Source organism: Scopulibacillus daqui, from assembly GCF_016908855.1.
GTDB classification, from domain to species: domain Bacteria; phylum Bacillota; class Bacilli; order Bacillales; family Sporolactobacillaceae; genus Scopulibacillus_A; species Scopulibacillus_A daqui.
In genome coordinates this window covers 1-19848 of the sequence record NZ_JAFBER010000036.1, presented here as the reverse complement: position 1 = coordinate 19848, position 19848 = coordinate 1, and the positions used below count along the sequence as shown (strand labels likewise).

The 19848-nt window shown below is 40.1% G+C and carries 19 protein-coding genes, 1 pseudogene and 1 other annotated feature; of the genes and pseudogenes, 5 read left to right on the top strand and 15 right to left on the bottom strand.

The annotated features are described in order from the left end of the window. Positions 1-504 precede the first annotated feature (504 nt). Together bacA and JOD45_RS15655 are read right to left on the bottom strand one after the other, a co-directional pair. On the bottom strand, positions 505-1299 hold the full coding sequence (gene bacA, locus JOD45_RS15660; RefSeq protein ID WP_205004851.1) for an undecaprenyl-diphosphate phosphatase: 795 nt from the start codon (positions 1297-1299) through the stop codon (positions 505-507). A gap of 182 nt (positions 1300-1481) precedes the next feature. Beyond that, a complete protein-coding gene (locus JOD45_RS15655) occupies positions 1482-1715 on the bottom strand; it encodes a hypothetical protein (protein WP_205004850.1) in 234 nt (77 codons plus the stop codon). Between the two features lie 282 nt (positions 1716-1997). Between JOD45_RS15655 and JOD45_RS15650 the strand changes: the two genes are divergently transcribed. Continuing rightward, on the top strand, positions 1998-3203 hold the full coding sequence (locus JOD45_RS15650) for an MFS transporter (protein ID WP_239549322.1): 1206 nt from the start codon (positions 1998-2000) through the stop codon (positions 3201-3203). 92 nt (positions 3204-3295) lie between these two features. Here JOD45_RS15650 and JOD45_RS15645 read toward each other — a convergent pair whose 3' ends face one another. The 8 genes and pseudogenes from JOD45_RS15645 to JOD45_RS15615 all read right to left on the bottom strand — a co-directional run bounded on the left by JOD45_RS15645 (position 3296) and on the right by JOD45_RS15615 (position 12073). Then, entirely contained in the window at positions 3296-3487 is a 192-nt protein-coding gene (locus JOD45_RS15645) for a hypothetical protein (RefSeq protein ID WP_205004849.1), read from the bottom strand. Between the two features lie 273 nt (positions 3488-3760). Further along, positions 3761-3886 carry a hypothetical protein gene (locus JOD45_RS16830; protein WP_275583987.1) on the bottom strand — a complete coding sequence of 42 codons (126 nt, stop codon included), beginning with the start codon at positions 3884-3886 and terminating at the stop codon, positions 3761-3763. A gap of 100 nt (positions 3887-3986) precedes the next feature. Continuing rightward, positions 3987-4142: pseudogene (locus tag JOD45_RS15640) on the bottom strand (PEP-utilizing enzyme); the annotation flags it as partial. An 18-nt stretch (positions 4143-4160) separates the two neighbouring features. Further along, a complete protein-coding gene (locus JOD45_RS15635; protein ID WP_239549321.1) occupies positions 4161-4577 on the bottom strand; it encodes a four-helix bundle copper-binding protein in 417 nt (138 codons plus the stop codon). 104 nt (positions 4578-4681) lie between these two features. Then, positions 4682-5929, bottom strand: a complete 1248-nt coding sequence (gene tyrS, locus JOD45_RS15630) for a tyrosine--tRNA ligase (protein WP_205004847.1) — start codon at positions 5927-5929, stop codon at positions 4682-4684. 76 nt (positions 5930-6005) lie between these two features. After that, positions 6006-6261: a binding site (T-box leader), on the bottom strand. 236 nt (positions 6262-6497) lie between these two features. Next, the gene (locus tag JOD45_RS15625) at positions 6498-6998 is read right to left on the bottom strand and encodes an MFS transporter (RefSeq protein WP_205004846.1); all 501 of its coding nucleotides are present in this window, start codon (positions 6996-6998) and stop codon (positions 6498-6500) included. A 223-nt stretch (positions 6999-7221) separates the two neighbouring features. Next, positions 7222-9384 (bottom strand): ATP-dependent Clp protease ATP-binding subunit, encoded by a 2163-nt coding sequence (locus tag JOD45_RS15620; RefSeq protein ID WP_205004845.1) that lies wholly within the window; start codon positions 9382-9384, stop codon positions 7222-7224. Positions 9385-9928: 544 nt separating this feature from the next. Further along, a complete protein-coding gene (locus JOD45_RS15615; protein WP_205004844.1) occupies positions 9929-12073 on the bottom strand; it encodes a YhgE/Pip domain-containing protein in 2145 nt (714 codons plus the stop codon). A gap of 185 nt (positions 12074-12258) precedes the next feature. On the opposite strand from JOD45_RS15615, the gene yfkAB reads away from it, so the two are divergent. Continuing rightward, positions 12259-13380 carry a radical SAM/CxCxxxxC motif protein YfkAB gene (gene yfkAB / locus JOD45_RS15610; protein WP_205004843.1) on the top strand — a complete coding sequence of 374 codons (1122 nt, stop codon included), beginning with the start codon at positions 12259-12261 and terminating at the stop codon, positions 13378-13380. Between the two features lie 43 nt (positions 13381-13423). Here yfkAB and JOD45_RS15605 read toward each other — a convergent pair whose 3' ends face one another. The 5 genes from JOD45_RS15605 to phaR form a co-directional block, all read right to left on the bottom strand. Further along, positions 13424-14611, bottom strand: coding sequence for an acetyl-CoA C-acetyltransferase (locus tag JOD45_RS15605; protein ID WP_205004842.1), 1188 nt, complete (start codon positions 14609-14611; stop codon positions 13424-13426). 120 nt (positions 14612-14731) lie between these two features. Then, a complete protein-coding gene (locus JOD45_RS15600; protein ID WP_205004841.1) occupies positions 14732-14986 on the bottom strand; it encodes a biotin/lipoyl attachment domain-containing protein in 255 nt (84 codons plus the stop codon). A gap of 63 nt (positions 14987-15049) precedes the next feature. Then, positions 15050-16150 carry a class III poly(R)-hydroxyalkanoic acid synthase subunit PhaC gene (gene phaC / locus JOD45_RS15595; protein WP_205004840.1) on the bottom strand — a complete coding sequence of 367 codons (1101 nt, stop codon included), beginning with the start codon at positions 16148-16150 and terminating at the stop codon, positions 15050-15052. A 55-nt stretch (positions 16151-16205) separates the two neighbouring features. Further along, positions 16206-16949, bottom strand: coding sequence for an acetoacetyl-CoA reductase (phbB, locus tag JOD45_RS15590; protein ID WP_205004839.1), 744 nt, complete (start codon positions 16947-16949; stop codon positions 16206-16208). A 41-nt stretch (positions 16950-16990) separates the two neighbouring features. After that, positions 16991-17428 carry a polyhydroxyalkanoic acid synthase subunit PhaR gene (gene phaR, locus JOD45_RS15585; RefSeq protein WP_205004838.1) on the bottom strand — a complete coding sequence of 146 codons (438 nt, stop codon included), beginning with the start codon at positions 17426-17428 and terminating at the stop codon, positions 16991-16993. Between the two features lie 280 nt (positions 17429-17708). On the opposite strand from phaR, the gene phaQ reads away from it, so the two are divergent. The 3 genes from phaQ (at position 17709) to fabG (ending at position 19736) form a co-directional block, all read left to right on the top strand. After that, positions 17709-18143 (top strand): poly-beta-hydroxybutyrate-responsive repressor, encoded by a 435-nt coding sequence (gene phaQ / locus JOD45_RS15580; RefSeq protein WP_205004837.1) that lies wholly within the window; start codon positions 17709-17711, stop codon positions 18141-18143. Between the two features lie 97 nt (positions 18144-18240). Beyond that, complete coding sequence (locus JOD45_RS15575) at positions 18241-18792, top strand: hypothetical protein (protein ID WP_205004836.1); 552 nt, start codon at positions 18241-18243, stop codon at positions 18790-18792. A 209-nt stretch (positions 18793-19001) separates the two neighbouring features. Then, on the top strand, positions 19002-19736 hold the full coding sequence (fabG, locus tag JOD45_RS15570) for a 3-oxoacyl-[acyl-carrier-protein] reductase (protein ID WP_205004835.1): 735 nt from the start codon (positions 19002-19004) through the stop codon (positions 19734-19736). Positions 19737-19848 lie beyond the last annotated feature (112 nt).

Sequence of the window (19848 nt, the reverse complement as noted above, 5' to 3'; positions counted from 1 at the left end):
TCACTATCATTAGTTTAAATTCATCGCTGTACTTTGCCATATAAAAACACCCCGGAAGTTAGATTTTTTACTCTAACTTCCGGGGTGCAGTACCCTCGCGAGTTTTTTTAAATTAAACTTTTATAAAATTATAAAAATTGGTATAATTAGCTTGTATCCTATAATAGCGAGGTGCTAATGGTATGAAAAACAACCCAAAATTCTCCTTATTAATGTCCTTAATCGTTTTATTGGGTATACCTTTATGTCTATTATTAATCATACTGATAACCGAAAATTGGCGATACTTCTATTGGAGCCTTGAACCTTGCCTGACTGTTTTTGTTATTGGTTTATTTGTTTCCCTCAGTGAATATAGAAAGATTAAAATGAAAGGTTCATCTATGACATAAATATATTTAGGCTGCCGGGCACATCGGCAGCTCTATTATTGCTATCGTTTTTATACACTTATTTATCCTTATCACTCCCCTATTATTCTAACATACGCAAAAATATAAGGTCTTAGCGTAGAATAAATAGATAGAAGAGAACAGCGATGATAAACCGATATACGGCAAACGGGATCAGCCGCAGTTTATTTAACAGCTTCAGGAAAAACACAATAGCAAGCATAGCAACGATAAAGGCTGTCAGAAAACCGGCCAGGAAAACAGGAAAATCACTCCCGGATAAAATCGAATAGCTTTTGATGATATCCAGACCGCTTGCTCCGATCATCATTGGCACCGCAATAATAAATGAAAATTCCGCGGCTGTTTTATAACTTGCGCCCATTAATACACCGCCGGAAATTGTTGCGCCGGAACGTGAAAAACCCGGCCAAAGCGCAAGGCATTGAAATAACCCGATGCCAAAGGCTTGAGGATAAGATAGGCGGTCCAAGCCGGCATCAGTTGTATGCTTTGTCTTTTTGTCCGCAATAATAAGCAGAATCCCCCCTACAACTAAACCGACAACAACAGTATAAGGCGAAAACAAATAAGTTTTTATAGCCCCATGCAACAGCGCTCCCATTATTACTGCCGGAATACAAGCAACAATGACATGGATTAAATTTAGTCCTTTATGATCTCGCTTCTCGTGATATAAACCAAATAAACTTAAGAATCGTTTCCAATATAAAACCACTACTGCTAAGATCGAACCAAGCTGGATGACCACTTCGAAAGTCTTTGCTTTACTGCCGGTAAATCCAAGCAAATGTCCGGTAAGAATAAGATGACCGGTTGACGAAACCGGCAAGAATTCCGTTAACCCTTCTATTATCCCCATCATGATGGCCTGTATCGTATCCATTACAATTCTCCTTTATCACAACCAATATAGGACAATCCTTGTTAAAAGATATGATTCAAGATAACGTTTATTCAATGAAAATAATATAAGTCTCTGTTTTTTTGGACATTGTGTGATCATTGGTTATGAAAGGCAAAGAAAAAGCTGGCCTGTCTGATTTCGGCCAGCCGCTGATAAAAAAGTCACACAGCGCTTCCTTTAGTCGAACCGTTATCAATAAGGTCAGAATCTTGGACACCCATGATCGGAATATTCAATACATCCAAATCCCCGTTCTCTTCTCCGAAGCCTTGATTCCGTTTATTCGCTTGAAAAGTATCGACTTGTTGAACTGGACCATAACTTAAAGTTGCCGATCTATCCATTGAATTGACTTTAAAGGCGAAAACATTAACAGACATTGGTGCAAAGTTCATGATATGAGCTCCCTTCTTTCAAATGTTTCTCCCCATCTCATCTCTCCTAACAAGGTATGCTCATTACCTATCACTTATAACTGTTATTTGCTCGTTAAAAAATAGTCATAAGGTCCAATACTTTTTTATTTTACAAACCCTTGGCAATGTTCTATATTAGTTAATGCAATACTTAATAAAATTTATGATAAAGTGAATATTCGGTTTTTCCTTTTGATTGGCTGAAACGCAGCTTTGAAATGAGGCTTGTGGCAAAATTTCATTAAAAAGAGGCGTATAATAATGAATTGGAAACGAACGTTATGGATCTTATGGTCAGCGAACTTTATTGCCGTTGTAGGAACAAGCATGATTATTCCTTTTTTGCCGCTTTATATTGAAAATCTCGGGGTTCATGATCTAACTCAAGTGGAACGATGGTCGGGCGCTATTTTTTCTTCACAAATGTTGATGGCAGTAATATTCCAGCCATTATGGGGAACGTTAGCTGACAAATACGGAAGGAAACCCATGCTGCTGCGGGCAGGCATAGGGATGGGAATAATGACTGTCCTAATGGGATTTGTAACAGCCCCTTGGCAGCTATTAATGCTCCGGTTAATCAACGGCGTATTTTCCGGCTTTATTTCCATGTCAATATCTTTACAAGCTTCAGTCACCCCTGATGAACATTCAGGAAAAGCACTCGGGACACTGCAAACCGGTCAAATGGCCGGAACGCTTATCGGACCATTAATCGGCGGTTTTTTAAGCGAGCTTTTAGGGTTTCGGGCCGTATTTATTTCTACCGGTGCATTACTTCTTGCAGCCAGCATCGTCGTCATGTTTTTTGTAAAAGAAGATGTCTCTGCAAAGAAAGCCGTTAAGAAAACAAACAAAGAGACAGCAGGCTGGCGCGTCTTCGCACCGCTTATCCCTGTTTTTATTGCAACAACGGTTACTCAAATCGCCATGATGTCCATACAGCCCATTCTTACTATTTATACAAAAACGATTTACCACGGTTCACATATAGCCTTCATCGCAGGGCTTGTGATTGCCGCTTCCGGCATCGCCAATCTGATAGGCTCTCCTTTTCTCGGGCGTTTTGGCGATAAAATAGGCCAACGTAAAATTCTTATACTATCGCTGATCATGGCGGCTTTATCCTTCTTGCCGCAGGCGCTGACACATCGTGTATGGATTTTAATCATCGGTCGTTTTATGCTCGGACTATTTGTTGGCGGGATGCTGCCTTCATTAAACGTTTTAGTCAAAAAACTGGCCCCAAAAAGCGTGCAAGCCAAAGCGTTTGGGTTTAATTCAAGCGCTCAATTTTTAGGCAATTTTGTCGGACCTTTATTAGGAAGTTCTATTGCCGCATCGTTTAATATTCGAGTCGTATTCTATGTAACGATGTCTATATTATTAGCTAATGCTATCGTTATTTTTCTGAATCGCAAACTTGATGAACCTAAAAGACATGACACTATGAATCAATCAGCATGAATGTTTCAGCTGTCTTAAGGAACATAACACATACAAAAAAAGCCTGTTTTTTATTGAACAGGCTTTTTCATTTAACTGATAAGGTGATGCTGTCACCAAAATAAGGCCAGTAACCCGGCGATAACCCCAAGAACAATTGAAACCCATCCAGCTGCTTTTCTTTCGGCAAATAATCCTATAATACCAAGTACAACACCGGCGATACCTAACCATAATCCCCAAACAAAAAAACCTACGATGGATGCAACGATACCAATCCAGCTGATCCATTCCAATGCTCGCATGATCAAAACCTCCATTTCCTAAGGAATCTTAGAAGTTAATCAACAGTTATTATTAAAGAACAGCAAGGAATCTTAAGAAATTAGGACAACCATTTTCCGGTTCCTTTTTCAGGACACACCGTCTATGGTTTTCTATATTCATACTTTATGACAAATGTTAATAAAGTGTGAAAAATAACAAGCACAATAGCCGATAATCCGGCATAAAGTCATACTGCCTTTCCCCGGGAAATGTTAAATGACTCTTGAACCGCCGCAGTGTATGTTTGACAATTAAATATTCGAAATATGAGACCTGCGGCAAAAATAATCGATAAGGACAATAATACGGCAAACAGCGGGATTAAAGCCCGGAACGATAGCAACCATCATAAAGCCGCAGCGCAGGCGATTGTTCACGGCTTCCCATCAAAAACCCCACCTTATTTCCCTTATTGATATATTTTTACATATAGGACATGCTCTTCATGAGCAGCGATGACATCATGAGCACCGCTCTTTATTTTCGTTTCTCAATCCTGACTACTCCCTCTGTACCATCAACGGTGACGATGTCGCCATCTTTTAATGCTGCTGTCGCTATTTTTGTGCCGACGACCGCCAGAATATTATATTCTCTTGCAATCATCCCCGAGTGCGATAATATTCCGCTTGAGATATTCTTTATAAATTGTCAGGTAGCAAATTCTCGGCATTCTTGTGCGCATTGCAAACACAAACGGCCGCACATTTGTGATTCATGATCAGGATACTTCAAACATTCATGGCCGCAGCATTCACAAATATAAGCGCACAAAAGGCACATATGCTTTGTAAACGGACTGCACCTTGCCATCAATTTAGCTGTTGCCGTACATATTTCCGCACAATCATGCAGTAGTTTAATCTGCGAGACCCTTTTATCTATATCACAGCTGCACAGGAGTTGATGACATAAAAATTCACATGACGCCGCACAGTCATTCAATGTTTTCAGTTGATACGGAAGCACCATTGCTCCTGTTTGTTTCGATGAATACATGACATTTTCATTTGCCGTATCAATATTTGGGGCATTTATTTTCCCAGCGAAAGTCATCGTTTTATCCATGCCCTCCCCTCGTCACTCTGTGCCATTGTATGCATATAACAAGAGTCCTGATACAAAAACAAGAGGATGCTCCGCAGGCTATCCTCTTGTTAAATGCGTTTTCTTTAGTATTTTATTAACATATATTTTTTCTTGCCGCGCCGGATAATAACGAATTGATCTTCAATCCGGTCGGCGCTTGTTACAGTGTAACTGAGATCCGTCTGCCGCTCGCCATTAACATAAATAGCGCCATTCGAAATATCCTCGCGCGCTTGGCGTTTCGAAGGGCACAAACCTGAAGCAACGAGAAGCTCTATTAAACCAATATCGTCTTTATTTTCCACCGTGTAAGATGGGACATCTTTAAATCCTTGTCTGATCTCCTCAGCAGTCAATTCTTTCAAGTTTCCGCTGAATAATGCCTCCGAAATTTTGATTGCTTGCTGAAGAGCTTCTTCACCATGAACCATTTTAACCACTTCTTCAGCCAGCCGTTTTTGTGCCGCCCGCTTCTCCGGTGCTGTCTGGAGCTCTTTTTCTAATCCGTCAATCTCTTCCTTAGATAAGAATGTAAAGTACTTCAAGAAACGAATAACATCCCGATCGTCGGTATTAATCCAGAATTGGTAGAACTCATACGGTGTTGTTTTCTCAGCGTCAAGCCAAATAGCGCCGCCTGCCGTTTTGCCAAATTTCGTGCCGTCGCTTTTTGTAATTAACGGGAACGTTAAACCAAATGCCGGTTCCTCATGGCCTTTTCTCCTGATCAATTCAAGCCCTGCCGTAATATTGCCCCACTGGTCGCTGCCGCCGATCTGCAAACGGCAATTTTCTTTTTCATATAAATTAAGGTAGTCAAAAGACTGAAGCAGCATATATGAGAATTCGGTATAGGAAAGTCCTGCTTCCAAACGGGATTGAACAGATTCCTTAGAGAGCATGTAATTAATTGAGAAATGTTTCCCTGTATCTCTTAGAAATTCAATTAACGATAAACCGCCAAGCCAATCAAAGTTATTAGCAAGTGTCGATTGATTTTCAAAATCAAGAAATCTTGACAGTTGATCTTTGATTTTTTGTACATACCCTTCAACAACACGATGTTCGTTCAGCGTGCGTTCTGTTGATCGTCCGCTTGGATCGCCGATTAGCCCGGTTCCCCCGCCGACTAGAGCAATCGGCAAATGACCGGCTTTCTCAAACCTCATCATTGTCGTAATGATCAACAAGTGGCCAACATGCAGACTGTCGCCCGTTGGATCAAATCCGCAATAAAATTTAACCGGTTTCTTCAATGCTTCTCTTAAACCTTCTTCATCTGTCACTTGATTAACCAAACCTCGGTACTTTAGATCCTCTAAAATATCCATGTTCTTCACTCCTTATTCAATTGATTAAGTTCCAATTACCTTTAAATAGATAAACACAAAAAACAGCGCTCCTTTATCAAGGAGCGCTGTTAACACGCGGTACCATCCTTATTGAACTTGTTCGTTCCACTTGATTATATAACGGTATGACCGTCCCCTGCTACTTTACAAAGCCTGCAAAAGCTAAGCAAAAAAAGATTGATGAGGCCAATATATTTCCCAGAGGATGCTCAAGGATGTAATTCACGCATTATCTTTGTGCTGGTTCGCACCGCCCACCAGCTCTCTTTATCAGGGAGATAACGGCTACTTTTTCCCTTCATTGCTTTTCATCTGATATGAAATTTAATATCATCTTTTTACCATACTTTGTTGAGTTATGTCAATAGTTAACCTTTCAACCCATTTGTATGTTTATTAAAAGTTATCCGATAAAACCACTTAGAGAAGATCGTCTGTCAGTCCTCCATAATGATAGTTTGACCGCGTGCTGCTGTGCTGTTTTCAAGGGTCATAGTTCGTATTTTTGTAAGAAAGAATAATACAGCCAGCACCATCGTTCCGCCGCCTAAAACAAGCGCTGCTTCAAAACCAAAATATTCAGCAACAAGCCCGGTGTGATCGCATAACCCAAACGGAGCCCTGCAAGGTAAATGCCTGTCGCCGTCCCCCTATTTTCTTTTTCAAAATGCTCCGCTACCACTTTTGTTGCAGCTGGAAAATTTGCTGATTCACCGGCACCGACAAGCAATCGGCTAAAGAATAACATGCCGGCCCCTTTGGCTAATCCTGTTAACGCAGACGCTATTGACCATAAAAAAGCCGCCGTTCCGTAAACCTTTTTTTCTCCAAAGCGGTCGCATAGGCAGCCGGCCGGCAAGTTAAAAACAAGATATGTCCAACCAAATGATGACAAAATTAACCCCATCGTTCCCATACTCAGATGCAAATCTTTGGCTATAAATGTATTTGCGGTTGAAAAGCTCGCCCTATCAACCGCATTGATCAATGTACCTGAAAAAACAAGAAATAGCGCCCATAACTTTGATACATTAAAAATTTTCCCCAAAATTCACACCCCTTAAATTTAAATGAGACCCGGCAAGTTGATGATCTTTTAAAAGAAGCAGCCATAACAAAATGCGGGAAAGTTTTATATAATTTATGTAAATGCTTCTTCTGCCATATCAGTCAATTTAATCGTGTTTTTGTTTTTCAATAGCAAAAGCTGTTCACAAAAAAAGCACTGGGACATAGATTTATCCCAGTGCGCTGAATTCTTTCTGCTATGATTATTGCGCTTGTTTAACGGCCACTTCATCATCATCAACATCAACGACAACTGCTTTGACATCTTCTTTTTCAAGAAGCAGGTCAGCGATGCCGTCTTCAACTTTTTCTTCTAGTACCCGGCGCAATGGACGAGCGCCGAAAGCAGGGTTAAAGCCGAGTTCGGCAAGCTTTTGTTTTGCTGCATCAGTTACGGTCAATTCAATGCCTTGATCTTTTGCAGCTTCTTCAATATCGCTTAGCATAAGGTCAACAATTTTAACAAGGTTTTCTTGTGTTAAGGCATTAAACTGAATGATGCCGTCAAATCTGTTCAGGAATTCCGGACGGAAGTATCCTGAAAGCTGATCAAGCACATTTGATTCTTTTTCTTTTTCAGATTCGCTGTTAAAACCAACTTTGGTTTGTTTGTCGCCTGCGCCAGCGTTGCTTGTCATGATAATGACAGTATCCTTGAAACTTACTGTTCGGCCTTGGCTGTCTGTCAGGCGTCCGTCGTCAAGAATTTGCAAGAACATATTTTGTACATCTGGATGCGCTTTTTCAATTTCATCTAACAGGATGATGCTGTAAGGTTTTCTGCGGACGCGTTCTGTGAGTTGGCCCGCTTCGTCGTGTCCAACATATCCTGGAGGTGAACCGATAAGTTTGGATACTGAATGTTTTTCCATATATTCACTCATATCAAGGCGAATCATGGCTTCACGGTCTCCAAACATTTCTTCTGCCAATGTTTTGGCGAGTTCTGTTTTGCCGACGCCTGTTGGTCCAACGAACAAGAATGAACCGATTGGACGCGTTGTTCTTCTTAGTCCTATTCGATTGCGGCGAATCGCTTTAGCAGCTTTTTCAACAGCGGCTTTTTGGCCAATGACTTTCGCATTCAGACGGTCAGCCAGATGTTTCATTTTATTTTGTTCATCATCTTGAAGCTTGCTGACAGGAATGCCTGTTTTGCTTTCAATGATTTTTTGGATCATATCAACATCGACAACAGCTTCAGATTGCGTGTCGTGTGCTTTTTCGAGCTGCTTTTCAAGTTCGGCTTCTTCATCGCGAAGTTTAGCCGCGCGTTCATAATCTTCATTTTTTGTCGCTTTAGTTTTTTCTGCAGCAATTTCATTTAGTCGAGCTTGTAAATGATCCTTTTCAGAGTTTGTGTAAAGCAAGTTAGCTTTAGAACCTGATTCATCCATTAAGTCGATCGCTTTATCCGGCAAGAAACGGTCTTGAATGTAACGGTCGCTTAATGTGACGCAAGCTTTTAACGCTTCATCTGTAAATTTTACTTCATGATATTTTTCATAGTTTTCACGCAAGCCTTTCAGGATTTCAATGGCTTCATCAATCGTTGGTTCATTGACCATGATAGGTTGGAAGCGGCGTTCAAGCGCAGCATCTTTCTCAATTTGACGGTATTCTTTTAGAGTTGTTGCGCCAATGATTTGAATTTCACCGCGGGCAAGCGCCGGTTTCAAAATGTTGCCGGCATCCATAGAACCTTCGGCAGAACCTGCGCCGACGAGCAAGTGTATTTCGTCAATAAAGACGATGGCATTCTTGCGCTTTTCAAGTTCGGCCATTAATTGTTTCATTCGTTCTTCAAATTGGCCGCGAATGCCAGTATTGGCAACGAGCGATGATACATCCAGCACATAAATCTCTTTATTGGCAAGTTTGGATGGTACTTTGCCTTCAACAATTCTCAGTGCAAGACCTTCTGCAATCGCTGTTTTCCCTACGCCTGGTTCACCGATCAGCACAGGGTTATTTTTATTTCTGCGGTTCAATGTTTCAATGACGCGTTCAACTTCTTTGTCACGGCCGATAACAGGGTCAACCACGCCCATTCTGGCAGCATCGGTTAAGTTGCGCCCAAATTGATCGAGCATGCCGCCTCGGCCGCCTTCTCCCGCTGCCGTTTGGCCGATTGGACCTTGACTTTTGGCAAAGCCGTTAGCGTTTACGCCGCCAAATGACGGTTGCATAAATTCTTTAAAGAGATCATCAAAAGCTGAATGTCCTCCAAAGAATGATGGAGTTTTCATTTCTTGTTTGACTTTTTTATAGCAGTCTTCACATAAATGAAGGTGTTGTTTGTTTCCATTCACTTGAATATTCATCTCAATCACAGCAGGATTAACATTGCAATTGTCACAACGCATATCGAATACCTCCCTTTATACTCATGAAATGTGATTTACGGTTGTAGACTTTATTTTTAACTTTGACTATCCTTGACCTTTAGACTAAATTTAAAAGGATTGTTTGACTTTCGAATCCTTTGCTTTTTGTATCATTTATATGTGTTAATCTGTTTTGATTTGACTATCTTTGACCTTTCAATTGTTATTATAAATGGATGGCCAAAAATTTGCAAATTCCTTAGCTTCAATCATTATTTGCTTTGATTTCGCCATTGAACAGCGCTGTTCTCCTTTGACTTTAACTTTCTTTGATCTTTTGCTTATATTATAAAAGGATTTTCGACATTTTTCAAATCCTTTGCAGACGGTTGAACCTTTTGTCCTTTTGAATGATCAGCTGTGTCATATATCTATCGCTTTGACTATCTTTGACCTTATGCCTTTATTATATACTGACCTTTTTTGACTTTCAACCCCCCTTTCATCCATTTTTTTAATTTAAGAGGACATGGCGCTAAACCATTGTCCTCATGCCCTCTCATTTGAAATACAATCTGAACGCCTAGTGGATAAGCTTGCCCTCTCTGACTTTATTTACAAAATTAATACTCAATCTATTGATGCTTTTCTTTAATACTAACCCAATCATTAAGGCAATCGCTGAAAAAAGGATTAACACACAAATGTCCCTGATGACAATCGGCCAGAGGATGCCGCCGGCTGCTTCACGCATCATGCTGATGGCATAAGTAAATGGCAAATAAGGATTGATCGCTTGAAAAAAGCGCGGCATCGTTTGAACAGGAAATGTTCCGCCCGATGCGGAAATTTGCAAAACAAGCAGAACAATGGCCAATGCCTTGCCTATGTTTCCAAAGACAGAAACAAGTGTATAGACGATTAACATGAAAACGGCGCTGATCAGCAGGCCGAATAGCACAAACCATAATTTCCCAACCACATGCGTATGCAATAGAAATAAATCGCCCGAGGTTGCTGTCAAAGATTGAAGCAATCCTATTGTTAAAAACGTCAAAAACCTTCCTAAATAAACTTGATAACTTTTATATGAATGATCCTCCTGAACAACGTCTACGGATAATAAGGAAACTAATAATAAAGCGCCTACCCAAAGCGACAGTGTTGTAAAGAACGGCGACATCGCTGAACCATAATTAGGGATTGGGAATATTTTATTTTCTTTAAGCTCGACAGGGTGAGCAAAAAATTCGCTCTCTTTTTTGTAATCGTGCCTTAGCAGCCTGATTAAATCATCGATATTTTCTTTTGCTTCAAAAGAGCGAATATTACTGGCCAGACGGTTAACTTTCGCCTCAACAACAGGCAGCTGGCTTTGAATCGCTAAAATTTCACTTTTGCCGACAACTAAGCCTTTTGAAGCGTCATTTAATATTTTTTGTACATCCGGAAGCGTGCTTTTAACATCTGAGAGAACGATTTGAGCGTTATTAGCGGATGTTTTCGCTTCTTGAAAAGCTTGTTGAATTTTGGGTGCAATACTGCTGTCAAAGCGGCTTAAAAATTGATTTAATGCATTTGCGGCATTGATGGATTGCTGCCTTAAACGGCTTGCCAGCTCAACAGCAGGTTTCCCTCCTTTATTAACAATGTCTCTAATCTGATTAACTGTAAACTGCTGCTGTTCTAGACTGTTTTTGATTTGCTGGATATTGCCTATTTCTGGGGCAAAACGCTGGTTTAAAGCATTTAAACGTTCAAAAAACTGCAGTACGCTATTCACAACGGGAAGCGCCGTATTTAACCGTTGTGAAGCTTGGTTCAGACCGGTTTGAATGGTTTGTATGTTTACCTGACTATTTTGAATGATTGAAGACAATTGGGCGGCAGCTGCAGCCGTCTGCTGCAATAAGCCTAGATCCTGCTTAATATTCGGCGTAACTGTATCCATGACTTCGCTTGTCTTATTCAGAAGACCGTTAATACTTAAGGTAAGCGACTCGCCGTTATCAGCGATTTGCGCTACAAGCGGCAGATTAGTCTGCGCTTTTTGGACAATTTGCTGCGACTGGCCGGCATCATGAAGTGCCGTATTAACAGCCTCTTTTAACTGTGGGAAACTGTTTTGCAGTGTAAAAATCATATTTCGGATATTTTCTAGCGTCGGCCGTTCTTTTTCTAATTCTATTCCCAGTTTGTTAAACATTTGAAAAATGGCGCCGTTAGCCGTTTGGACAAAACTCGCACTTATTTTCTCTACAATGCCTGATGCACCGGAAGAAGTTATTTTTGGTGCGACCGCATTTATTTTTTCGTTAACATTATAAATCAGCTGCGGTTTGACTGGCTGATCTGTTAATACAGTTGAAATTTTTTCAGAAAAGTCCTTTGGAATCATGATGCTTGCATAGTAAGTACCATACTTTACACCCTTTTCCGCTTGCTTTTCATTCACAAAGGTCCAGCCAATGTCCTTATTTTTTTTCATCGATTGAATGACTTCGTTTCCGACATTAATGTCTTTGCCGCGAATTGTTGTTCCCTTGTCATTATTGACGACAGCTACAGCTATCCCTCTAGTATTTGCATATGGATTCCAAGAGGCCTTTATATTAAACCATGCGTAAAGAGAAGGCAAAATAATAAGTCCGACAATGATCATTGCGGCCGCCCAATTGGTTGTATTTCTTTTTATGTCGCTTCCATATATAGAGAAAATGCTTTTCATATATAAACCCCTAAAGTATTGAAATGTTTTCTACACTTAATATTTGATGAATAGCATTAAATATACGAATGATATATTTTTCGCCATATACGTTTTTAAAGAAAACATGCCGATTCGCTGATAGTAAAAGCAAATTCTGTTATACTCGGGTATAGTGAAACTTTATGATGCGAGGAGATTGCTTCATGGTGCTTGTAAAAGATAGAAAAATAACGCCTGACTATGATCCATGGGAAGCTTATTTGGATGTTGAAGAATTCGGGGAAATGCGTTTAACCAATATTGAATTTACGACAACGACATTATGCAATATGAGGTGCGAGCATTGCGCCGTCGGATATACCCTGCAGAAAAAAGACCCGGAAGCTCTGCCTATTGATCTGCTCATTAAACGTTTAGAGGAAATTCCCGATTTGCGTTCCCTTAGCATAACGGGCGGCGAACCAATGTTATCTATTAAATCAGTCAAAGAATATGTCGTGCCGCTATTAAAATACGCCCATGAACGTGGGGTACGGACACAAATAAATTCCAATTTGACACTAAACCTTGAACGTTATGAACTGATTATTCCTTACCTGGATGTCCTGCATATATCCCACAATTATGGCAGCGCCAAAGATTTTGCGGAAATTGGATTTGCAGTAATGGATAAAAAACCTGCATACGAACAACGGGTGAAGTTTTTTGAGAGAATGATTGAAAATGCAAAAGCCTTGACAGAACGCGGGGTGCTTGTTTCCGCAGAGACGATGATCAATAAACGTACATTGCCCCATCTTGAAAGTATTCATCAGCAAATTGTCGAGATGGGCTGCCAAAGGCACGAAGTTCATCCTATGTATCCAAGCGACTTTGCCAGTAAGCTTGAAGTCGCTTCACTGAAAGACATTCGCCAAGGCATTCATCGGCTGCTTGATGCACGCGATCAAAACGTTTGGATGCTGTTTGGAACCTTACCGTTCTACCCGTGCAGCAGAAATCCTGAAGATCTGGAACTGTTGTCCCGTTTATATAAGGAAAGAAATGTTACACTGCGAAATGACCCTGACGGCCGTTCCCGGCTGAATGTTAATATTTTCGATGGGAGCATCATTGTCACCGATTTCGGCGATGTCCCTCCGCTTGGCAATATTAGAAACACGAAATTAACGGATGCCTATCAAATCTGGAGAGCAACAAAAACTTCTCAATCCTTAAGTTGCCATTGCCCCAGCGTTTCTTGCTTAGGTCCAAATATATTGGTTAAAGACACGTATTACAAAGACGTTGATTTTACAAAATTAAAAGCGAATATCAGCCGATAATAAAAAGGGAGCTGTTAATAACTTACAGCCCCCTTTCTCTATATTAAGTTCTTTCAATGATGGTTGCGACGCCTTGTCCGCCGCCGATGCAAAGCGTTGCCAGCCCGTATCGTTCATTTCTCCGTTTCAGTTCATGAATAAGCGTTACGAGAATTCGTGTTCCGCTTGCTCCAATCGGATGTCCCAATGCAATAGCCCCGCCATTGACATTTAAAATCTCTTCATTAAAGTGTAATTCTTTGCCAACCGCAACAGACTGTGCTGCAAAGGCTTCATTGGCTTCAATAAGGCTCATATCTTCCAGAGACAGCTCTGCTTTTTCCAATGCTTTTTTCGTTGCAGGGACCGGACCGATGCCCATAATCTTAGGGTCAACCCCTGCACTTGCATTCGCGCGGATCGTTGCCAGCGGTTTGATGCCTAATTCATCGGCCTTTTTTCTGCTCATGACAACAACAGCCGCAGCGCCGTCGTTAATGCCTGAAGCATTACCGGCTGTGACCTTGCCGTCCTTTTTAAATGCCGGGCGCAAGTTTGCTAATTTTTCTGCAGTTGTCCCCGGTCTTGGAAATTCATCTTGTTTAAATAAAACCGGTTCCCCTTTTCGCTGCGGGATTTCGACAGGAATAATTTCATCCTCAAAACGTCCGGCCTCAATGGCCGCCGCTGCTCTTTGCTGGCTGCGCGCTGCAAACTGATCAAGCTCTTCTCTTGTCAATTCATATTTATCGCAAAGGTTTTCAGCGGTCATTCCCATATGATAGTCGTTAAAAGCACACCACAGACCATCGCGAATCATACTGTCAACAACCTTCTGATCTCCCATTCGATACCCTGTGCGCGTGCCTTCTAATAAATACGGTGCTTGACTCATATTCTCCATACCGCCTGCGACAACAATGTCACTGTCACCGGCAAGAATGGCTTGTGAAGCCAAATGAACAGCCTTTAACCCCGAACCGCAGACTTTATTAATTGTCATTGCTGAAACTTCTTCAGGCACACCTGCACCAATAGCCGCTTGTCTAGCCGGATTTTGGCCCAGCCCTGCTTGAAGGACATTGCCCATGATCACTTCATCGACTTGATCAGGATTAACCCCGGCTTTCTCTATAGCGGATTTAATGACTAGAGCGCCCAGTTTCACAGCAGAGATATCTTTTAAACTGCCATTAAAATTGCCGATTGGTGTACGAACTGCACTTACTATTACAGCATCTTGTTGCCCCATGGTTTTCTCTCTCCTTTTTTATGAAAGCCATCTCTTTTTATTTATAATCATAGAGGACTGAGTTATAAGCATACGTAGCTGTCAACCAATTCAAAATGGTTATTTTTCAGATAAAGAGACTTAATCAGATCCCGAAATGAATAAGTCTTCTTTAACTTTTGCCATGACAGTATCCGGGGTTACCTCTTGATTAGGCTTAACCTCCAGCGATGTAATCAGACCGCTCATACCTACTGCAATTTCTTCAAGAAACCCTCGGTTATTTCTGATCAAAAACAACTTCTCCCATTCATAAACATAGGCAGATTCATTTATAAAAATGTTTTCAACCTTGCCATGGCAAGGACTGTAAATTGGTTGAGCTAATGCGCGCATTTTATCCTCCTTAATTTTTATTCATAATATTTAACCAATTCAAAAATCCGGAAATATCAATATTTAATTTGATCGCTTGGCTAACCAGCCACTAATCGTCGGATAAGTGATCTTAACCGCTTTTGGTCCAAAAGTAACTGAGACGTGTCCGGCAGGAATAGAAACATATTCTTTATCTTTACTGGATATAACATCCATTAGAGCTTCTACTTGATGCGGTTGAGCAATATGATCTCTTTCCGCCGACAGATTAAGAACATTGGCCTTAATATTCTTTAAATCTACCTTTCGGCCGCGAATAACAAGTTCGCCTTTTATGAGTTTATTATTTTGGTAGAAATCCCGAATCCACTGACGGTAGGCTTCACCTGGAAATGGGATGCCATCCGCAACCCACTTTTGCAGCAGTTTCCAGCTTTTGATAAACTTTTCATTATCTGCGCGGGTAATGAGATTAACATACGGACCATAAAAGTTTGTTATCGGTTTAAGCATTTTATTGCCGAAGTCGATCATTTCCGGCGGGATGATTCCCAGCGTGTTAACGACATTATCTATATCAAAATATCGTTCATCAAGAAATGATCCATATAATCCAGTATCTTCAAAATCAAAAGGACTCGTCATAAAAATAAAATTGCGAACCGGCAAATCCGGGTGAAGCGCTGCAAAAATCGATGTCATTGTACCGCCCATACAATAGCCGAGAATCGAACATTCATCAGCTTTGGATGTTTTCAGCACCTTCCGGACAGCACGAGGGATATAATCTAAAATATAGTCATCTAATTTCATATTTTTATCTTCATAACCTGGTGTTCCCCAGTCAAGAAGATACACGTCAAATCCTTGATTGACCAAGTATTCAACAAGGCTGTTCCCTTTGGTCAAGTCAAGTATATATGGTTTATTAATCAATGCATAAACCATTAGCAGCGGCAGTTTATGTTTTTTTGGCTGATCTGAAACATAACGATAGAGCTTGGTCTTATTTTTAGTCCAAATAACCTCTTTCGGCGTAAGGCCGACTTCCGGCTCAGGATCGGTTGTCAACACCTCTGCAGCTCTTTTTAAACGCGAATAAGACTCCTTGAACTCGCTTGGGACAGTTTCATAGAGCTGCTTCCAATCTGTCGGGCTTGAGACGGTCATAAAAGTAGTCACACCTTTCGTATTTGTTCGAATACTAATCTTTATTCAAACGAACAAACATCATGCCTTACATGTATAATCCACCGTTAATATTTAATTGCTGGCCTGTGATATATTCACCGTCTTTGCAAAGGAAGATAACGCCGCGAGCAATTTCTTCTGCTTGGCCAAAACGGCGCACAGGAATTTTTGCGACGATTTGTTCGCGGATATTTTCTGGAATTTCCTGAACCATTGCTGTGTCGATAAATCCTGGGCAAATCGCATTAACGGTTACACCGCTTTTGGCGAGTTCAAGAGCAAGAGATTTTGTATATCCAATCATGCCTGCTTTTGCAGCTGAATAGTTTGTTTGTCCAAAGCCGCCCGCTTGTCCGATAATCGAGGATATGTTAATAATCCGTCCTGAATCTGACTCAAGCAAATATGGCAGCGCCGCCGCAGTTGTATTATAGACACTATTTAGATTGACATCTATGACGTTTTTCCAATCTTCTTCTTTAAGTTTTTTGAAAGTGCGATCCCGTGTAATTCCGGCATTATTGACCACAATATCTAGTCTGCCAAAGTGGTTAATTGTTTCATTTACCAGTTTTTGAGCTTCTTCAGATTTTGATACATCAGCTTGTACCGCATAAGCGTCTCCGCCCATTTCTGCAATTTCCATAATCAGTTTTTCCGATGGCCCTTTGCTGCTGTTATAGTTTACGACAACTCTTGCGCCATGACTGGCCAATTCCTTTGAAATAGCCGCGCCAATGCCTCTGGCACCGCCTGTTACAATAGCTACTTTATTAGTTAAATCTGTCATTGATATCCTCTCCTTTTACCCTTAGTTGAGTTAAATTTTGATTATTTGCTTTGTTTGGCTTCTTTTTCTTTACTGTTTACAGATTTACCTTTTTCATTTAATAAGCTAAGAACTTGATCAAGCTTATCATTTAACTGTTTTATTTCATTTTTTAATTTTGTTTCACTTAATTGATTATCAGCTTTCACACCTTCGATGAGTTCTTCCATGCTGTCGATTTTTTCATCAACATTAACAACCAGGGAGGCCACACTTGACAAGTCTTTTCGTGTCGGTATGTTAACTTGTTCCAAATAACCTTCTGTCGTTTGATTCATCATTTTTTTGAACAGCAGATTAGATTCTAGGACTTTCCCCATCCATTTGGAGAAGTATTCTTCCTTCATGTTTTCATCTAAAATATGACCCCAATATGATTCTGATTGGTTATAGGCTTCTTTCCATAATTCAAATGGATCAAAGTTTTTTTGTTGACTCATTGGCCCTCTCCTTTTTCGAAATTTACTGTTTTATTATATAAATGCATTAACAGTAATACAAGATGAACTATTGTAAACAATTCGACAAATGGGAATTTTTTCTTAGCAATTCAGCTAGAAAATTATCGTAAATTATCAAAGTAAGCGATTACAACCATCTATTTATGTCGATAAAAAATTATTAAAAAATAATGATAATAAACAAAAAGTTGTTTGACAAATTCGCTCCATAGGTGTAAATTACACATAAGGTTTATTAACATATTGATGGGTGATGCATATGTCAAAAAACGAGAAAATTCATGCTGATCATTCACCTTTGAACGATGACAAAGTTATGAACAGTACGCAAAAGAATTTGTTGATACCCGTCCTTTTGCTAACTCTTCGCGGGTGGAATCTGCACGGCTACAAATTAATCCAACAATTATCCCAATTTGGATTTTCATCAATTGATCAAGGCAATATATACCGAACTTTAAGGCAATTAGAAAAAGACAACATGGTTAAATCCGAATGGGATACATCAGCTGGAGGACCCGCTAAGCGGATCTATTCTTTAACGGATGCAGGTGAAGCCTATTTAAAAGCATGGGCGGATTCGCTTGAACAATATCAATCAATGCTTAATCGCTTTTTCCAGATGTACACTGATATGTTTTTGAAGCATCCTTGGTCGTCTCATGATGACAATGACAATGACAAAGAAAAGTGACCCTGCAGTATATCGTGCGTGTTCTAAACTTCCCGGATTTTTTGAACATGCCCTTATATCTGCAACCACATAAATTTTTTAATTGGAGGTTTTATTCATGTCTGCAAATAAAAAGGAATCAAGCAAAGAAAAAAACACTTTTAATTTCATCGACCCTTTTTGGGACAATTTAGCAACAGGATTAAACGCCATCTTTGCCTCACAAGAACGTGTGGAGAATTTGACAATTAAAGCATTAGAATACCAAAAGACAACTTTAGAAAAGTTTACCGGAAATTTAAACAAGATTGAAGAAGAACAATCGAAGCTAGTTCAGGAAGTTCGGCAAAATATGAAACAAAACATAGAAAAAGCGGCTGGCGAAGAATCCGGCAAAACTTTTGAAGAATGGAATGAACGGTTGGATGATGTTATGTCACGCATTCAAAAACTGACGGTAACGCCTTATAAAGCCAATTTAAATTTATTAAACCAATCTCAAAAACAGTTTGAGGGATTCATTAAAAAAGCTGTCGAAACGCAAGAAAAGAACCGCGAACAGCTTAAACCTTTGGTTGAAGAATCCATCAATCAGCTAAAAACAACCCACAAAGGTTTTTATGATGTATTTGAATCAAATGCTAATGCGGCTCTAAGTCTCATAAAATGATGAAATTTTTAGTTCTTTGATCACAAATACGGCACATAAACTAATAAAGATAGCCTCGCAGCCCGTCAAACCTGCATCGGTGGGCTGCGATATTCCAACAGTTTAAAAGGCACAATAAAAATACCATTCCCGGACATTCATGAGTTTTGTATAGTCGCTTTGTTGTTTGTTCCAATGTCTTATTTATTAAGAATAAAGAGGTGGGACCATTGAGGTTTGCCAAAAAAGTTATTTTAATTACCGGTGGTGCAAGGGGAATTGGTAGAAAAACGGCTGAAATGTTTTTAGAAGAAGGTGCCAATGTGATCATTTGCGATCGGGATCTTCCGACAGAGCTCGATCAGGTCATAAAAATGAATCGTGACTCTGTAAAGTTTTTTAACGTTGATGTGACAAATACTGAGCAGGTTAATGGAATGGTTCAACAAGCGGTTGATACTTATGGCAGAATTGATGTTTTAATTAATAATGCCGGCATCACAAGCGACGGATTTCTGACAAAAATGAATGACAATGACTGGGAAAAGGTCATTGCTGTGAATTTAACTGGGGTTTTTAAGTGCACGAAGGCTGTTGTCCCACAGATGATGGCCCAGGGTTCAGGAGTCATTCTTAATGCCTCTTCTGTCGTAGGCTTATACGGCAATATAGGCCAAACCAATTATGCAGCGACAAAAGCGGGCGTGATAGGCCTGACTAAAAGCTGGGCTAAAGAATTTGGTCCAAAAGGCATTCGTGTTAATGCCGTTGCCCCCGGTTTTATTGAAACCAATATGACTTCAAAAGTACCTGAAAAAATACTTAATCTCATGAAGGAAAAGACACCGCTTAAAAAGTTAGGTAAACCTGAAGATATTGCATCTGCTTATCTATTTCTCGCCTCTGATGAAGCGAATTATATAAACGGCTCAATATTAAGTGTCGATGGCGGATTAGTTGTTTAAGCCGATAACAAGATAAAGGGCTTGTCTGATAAGTCCTTAAAATGAAGCAAGTGGAGAAAAACAAATTGTTTTTCTCCACTTGCTTTTATATTTTTTCGATTTTTCTTCGAAA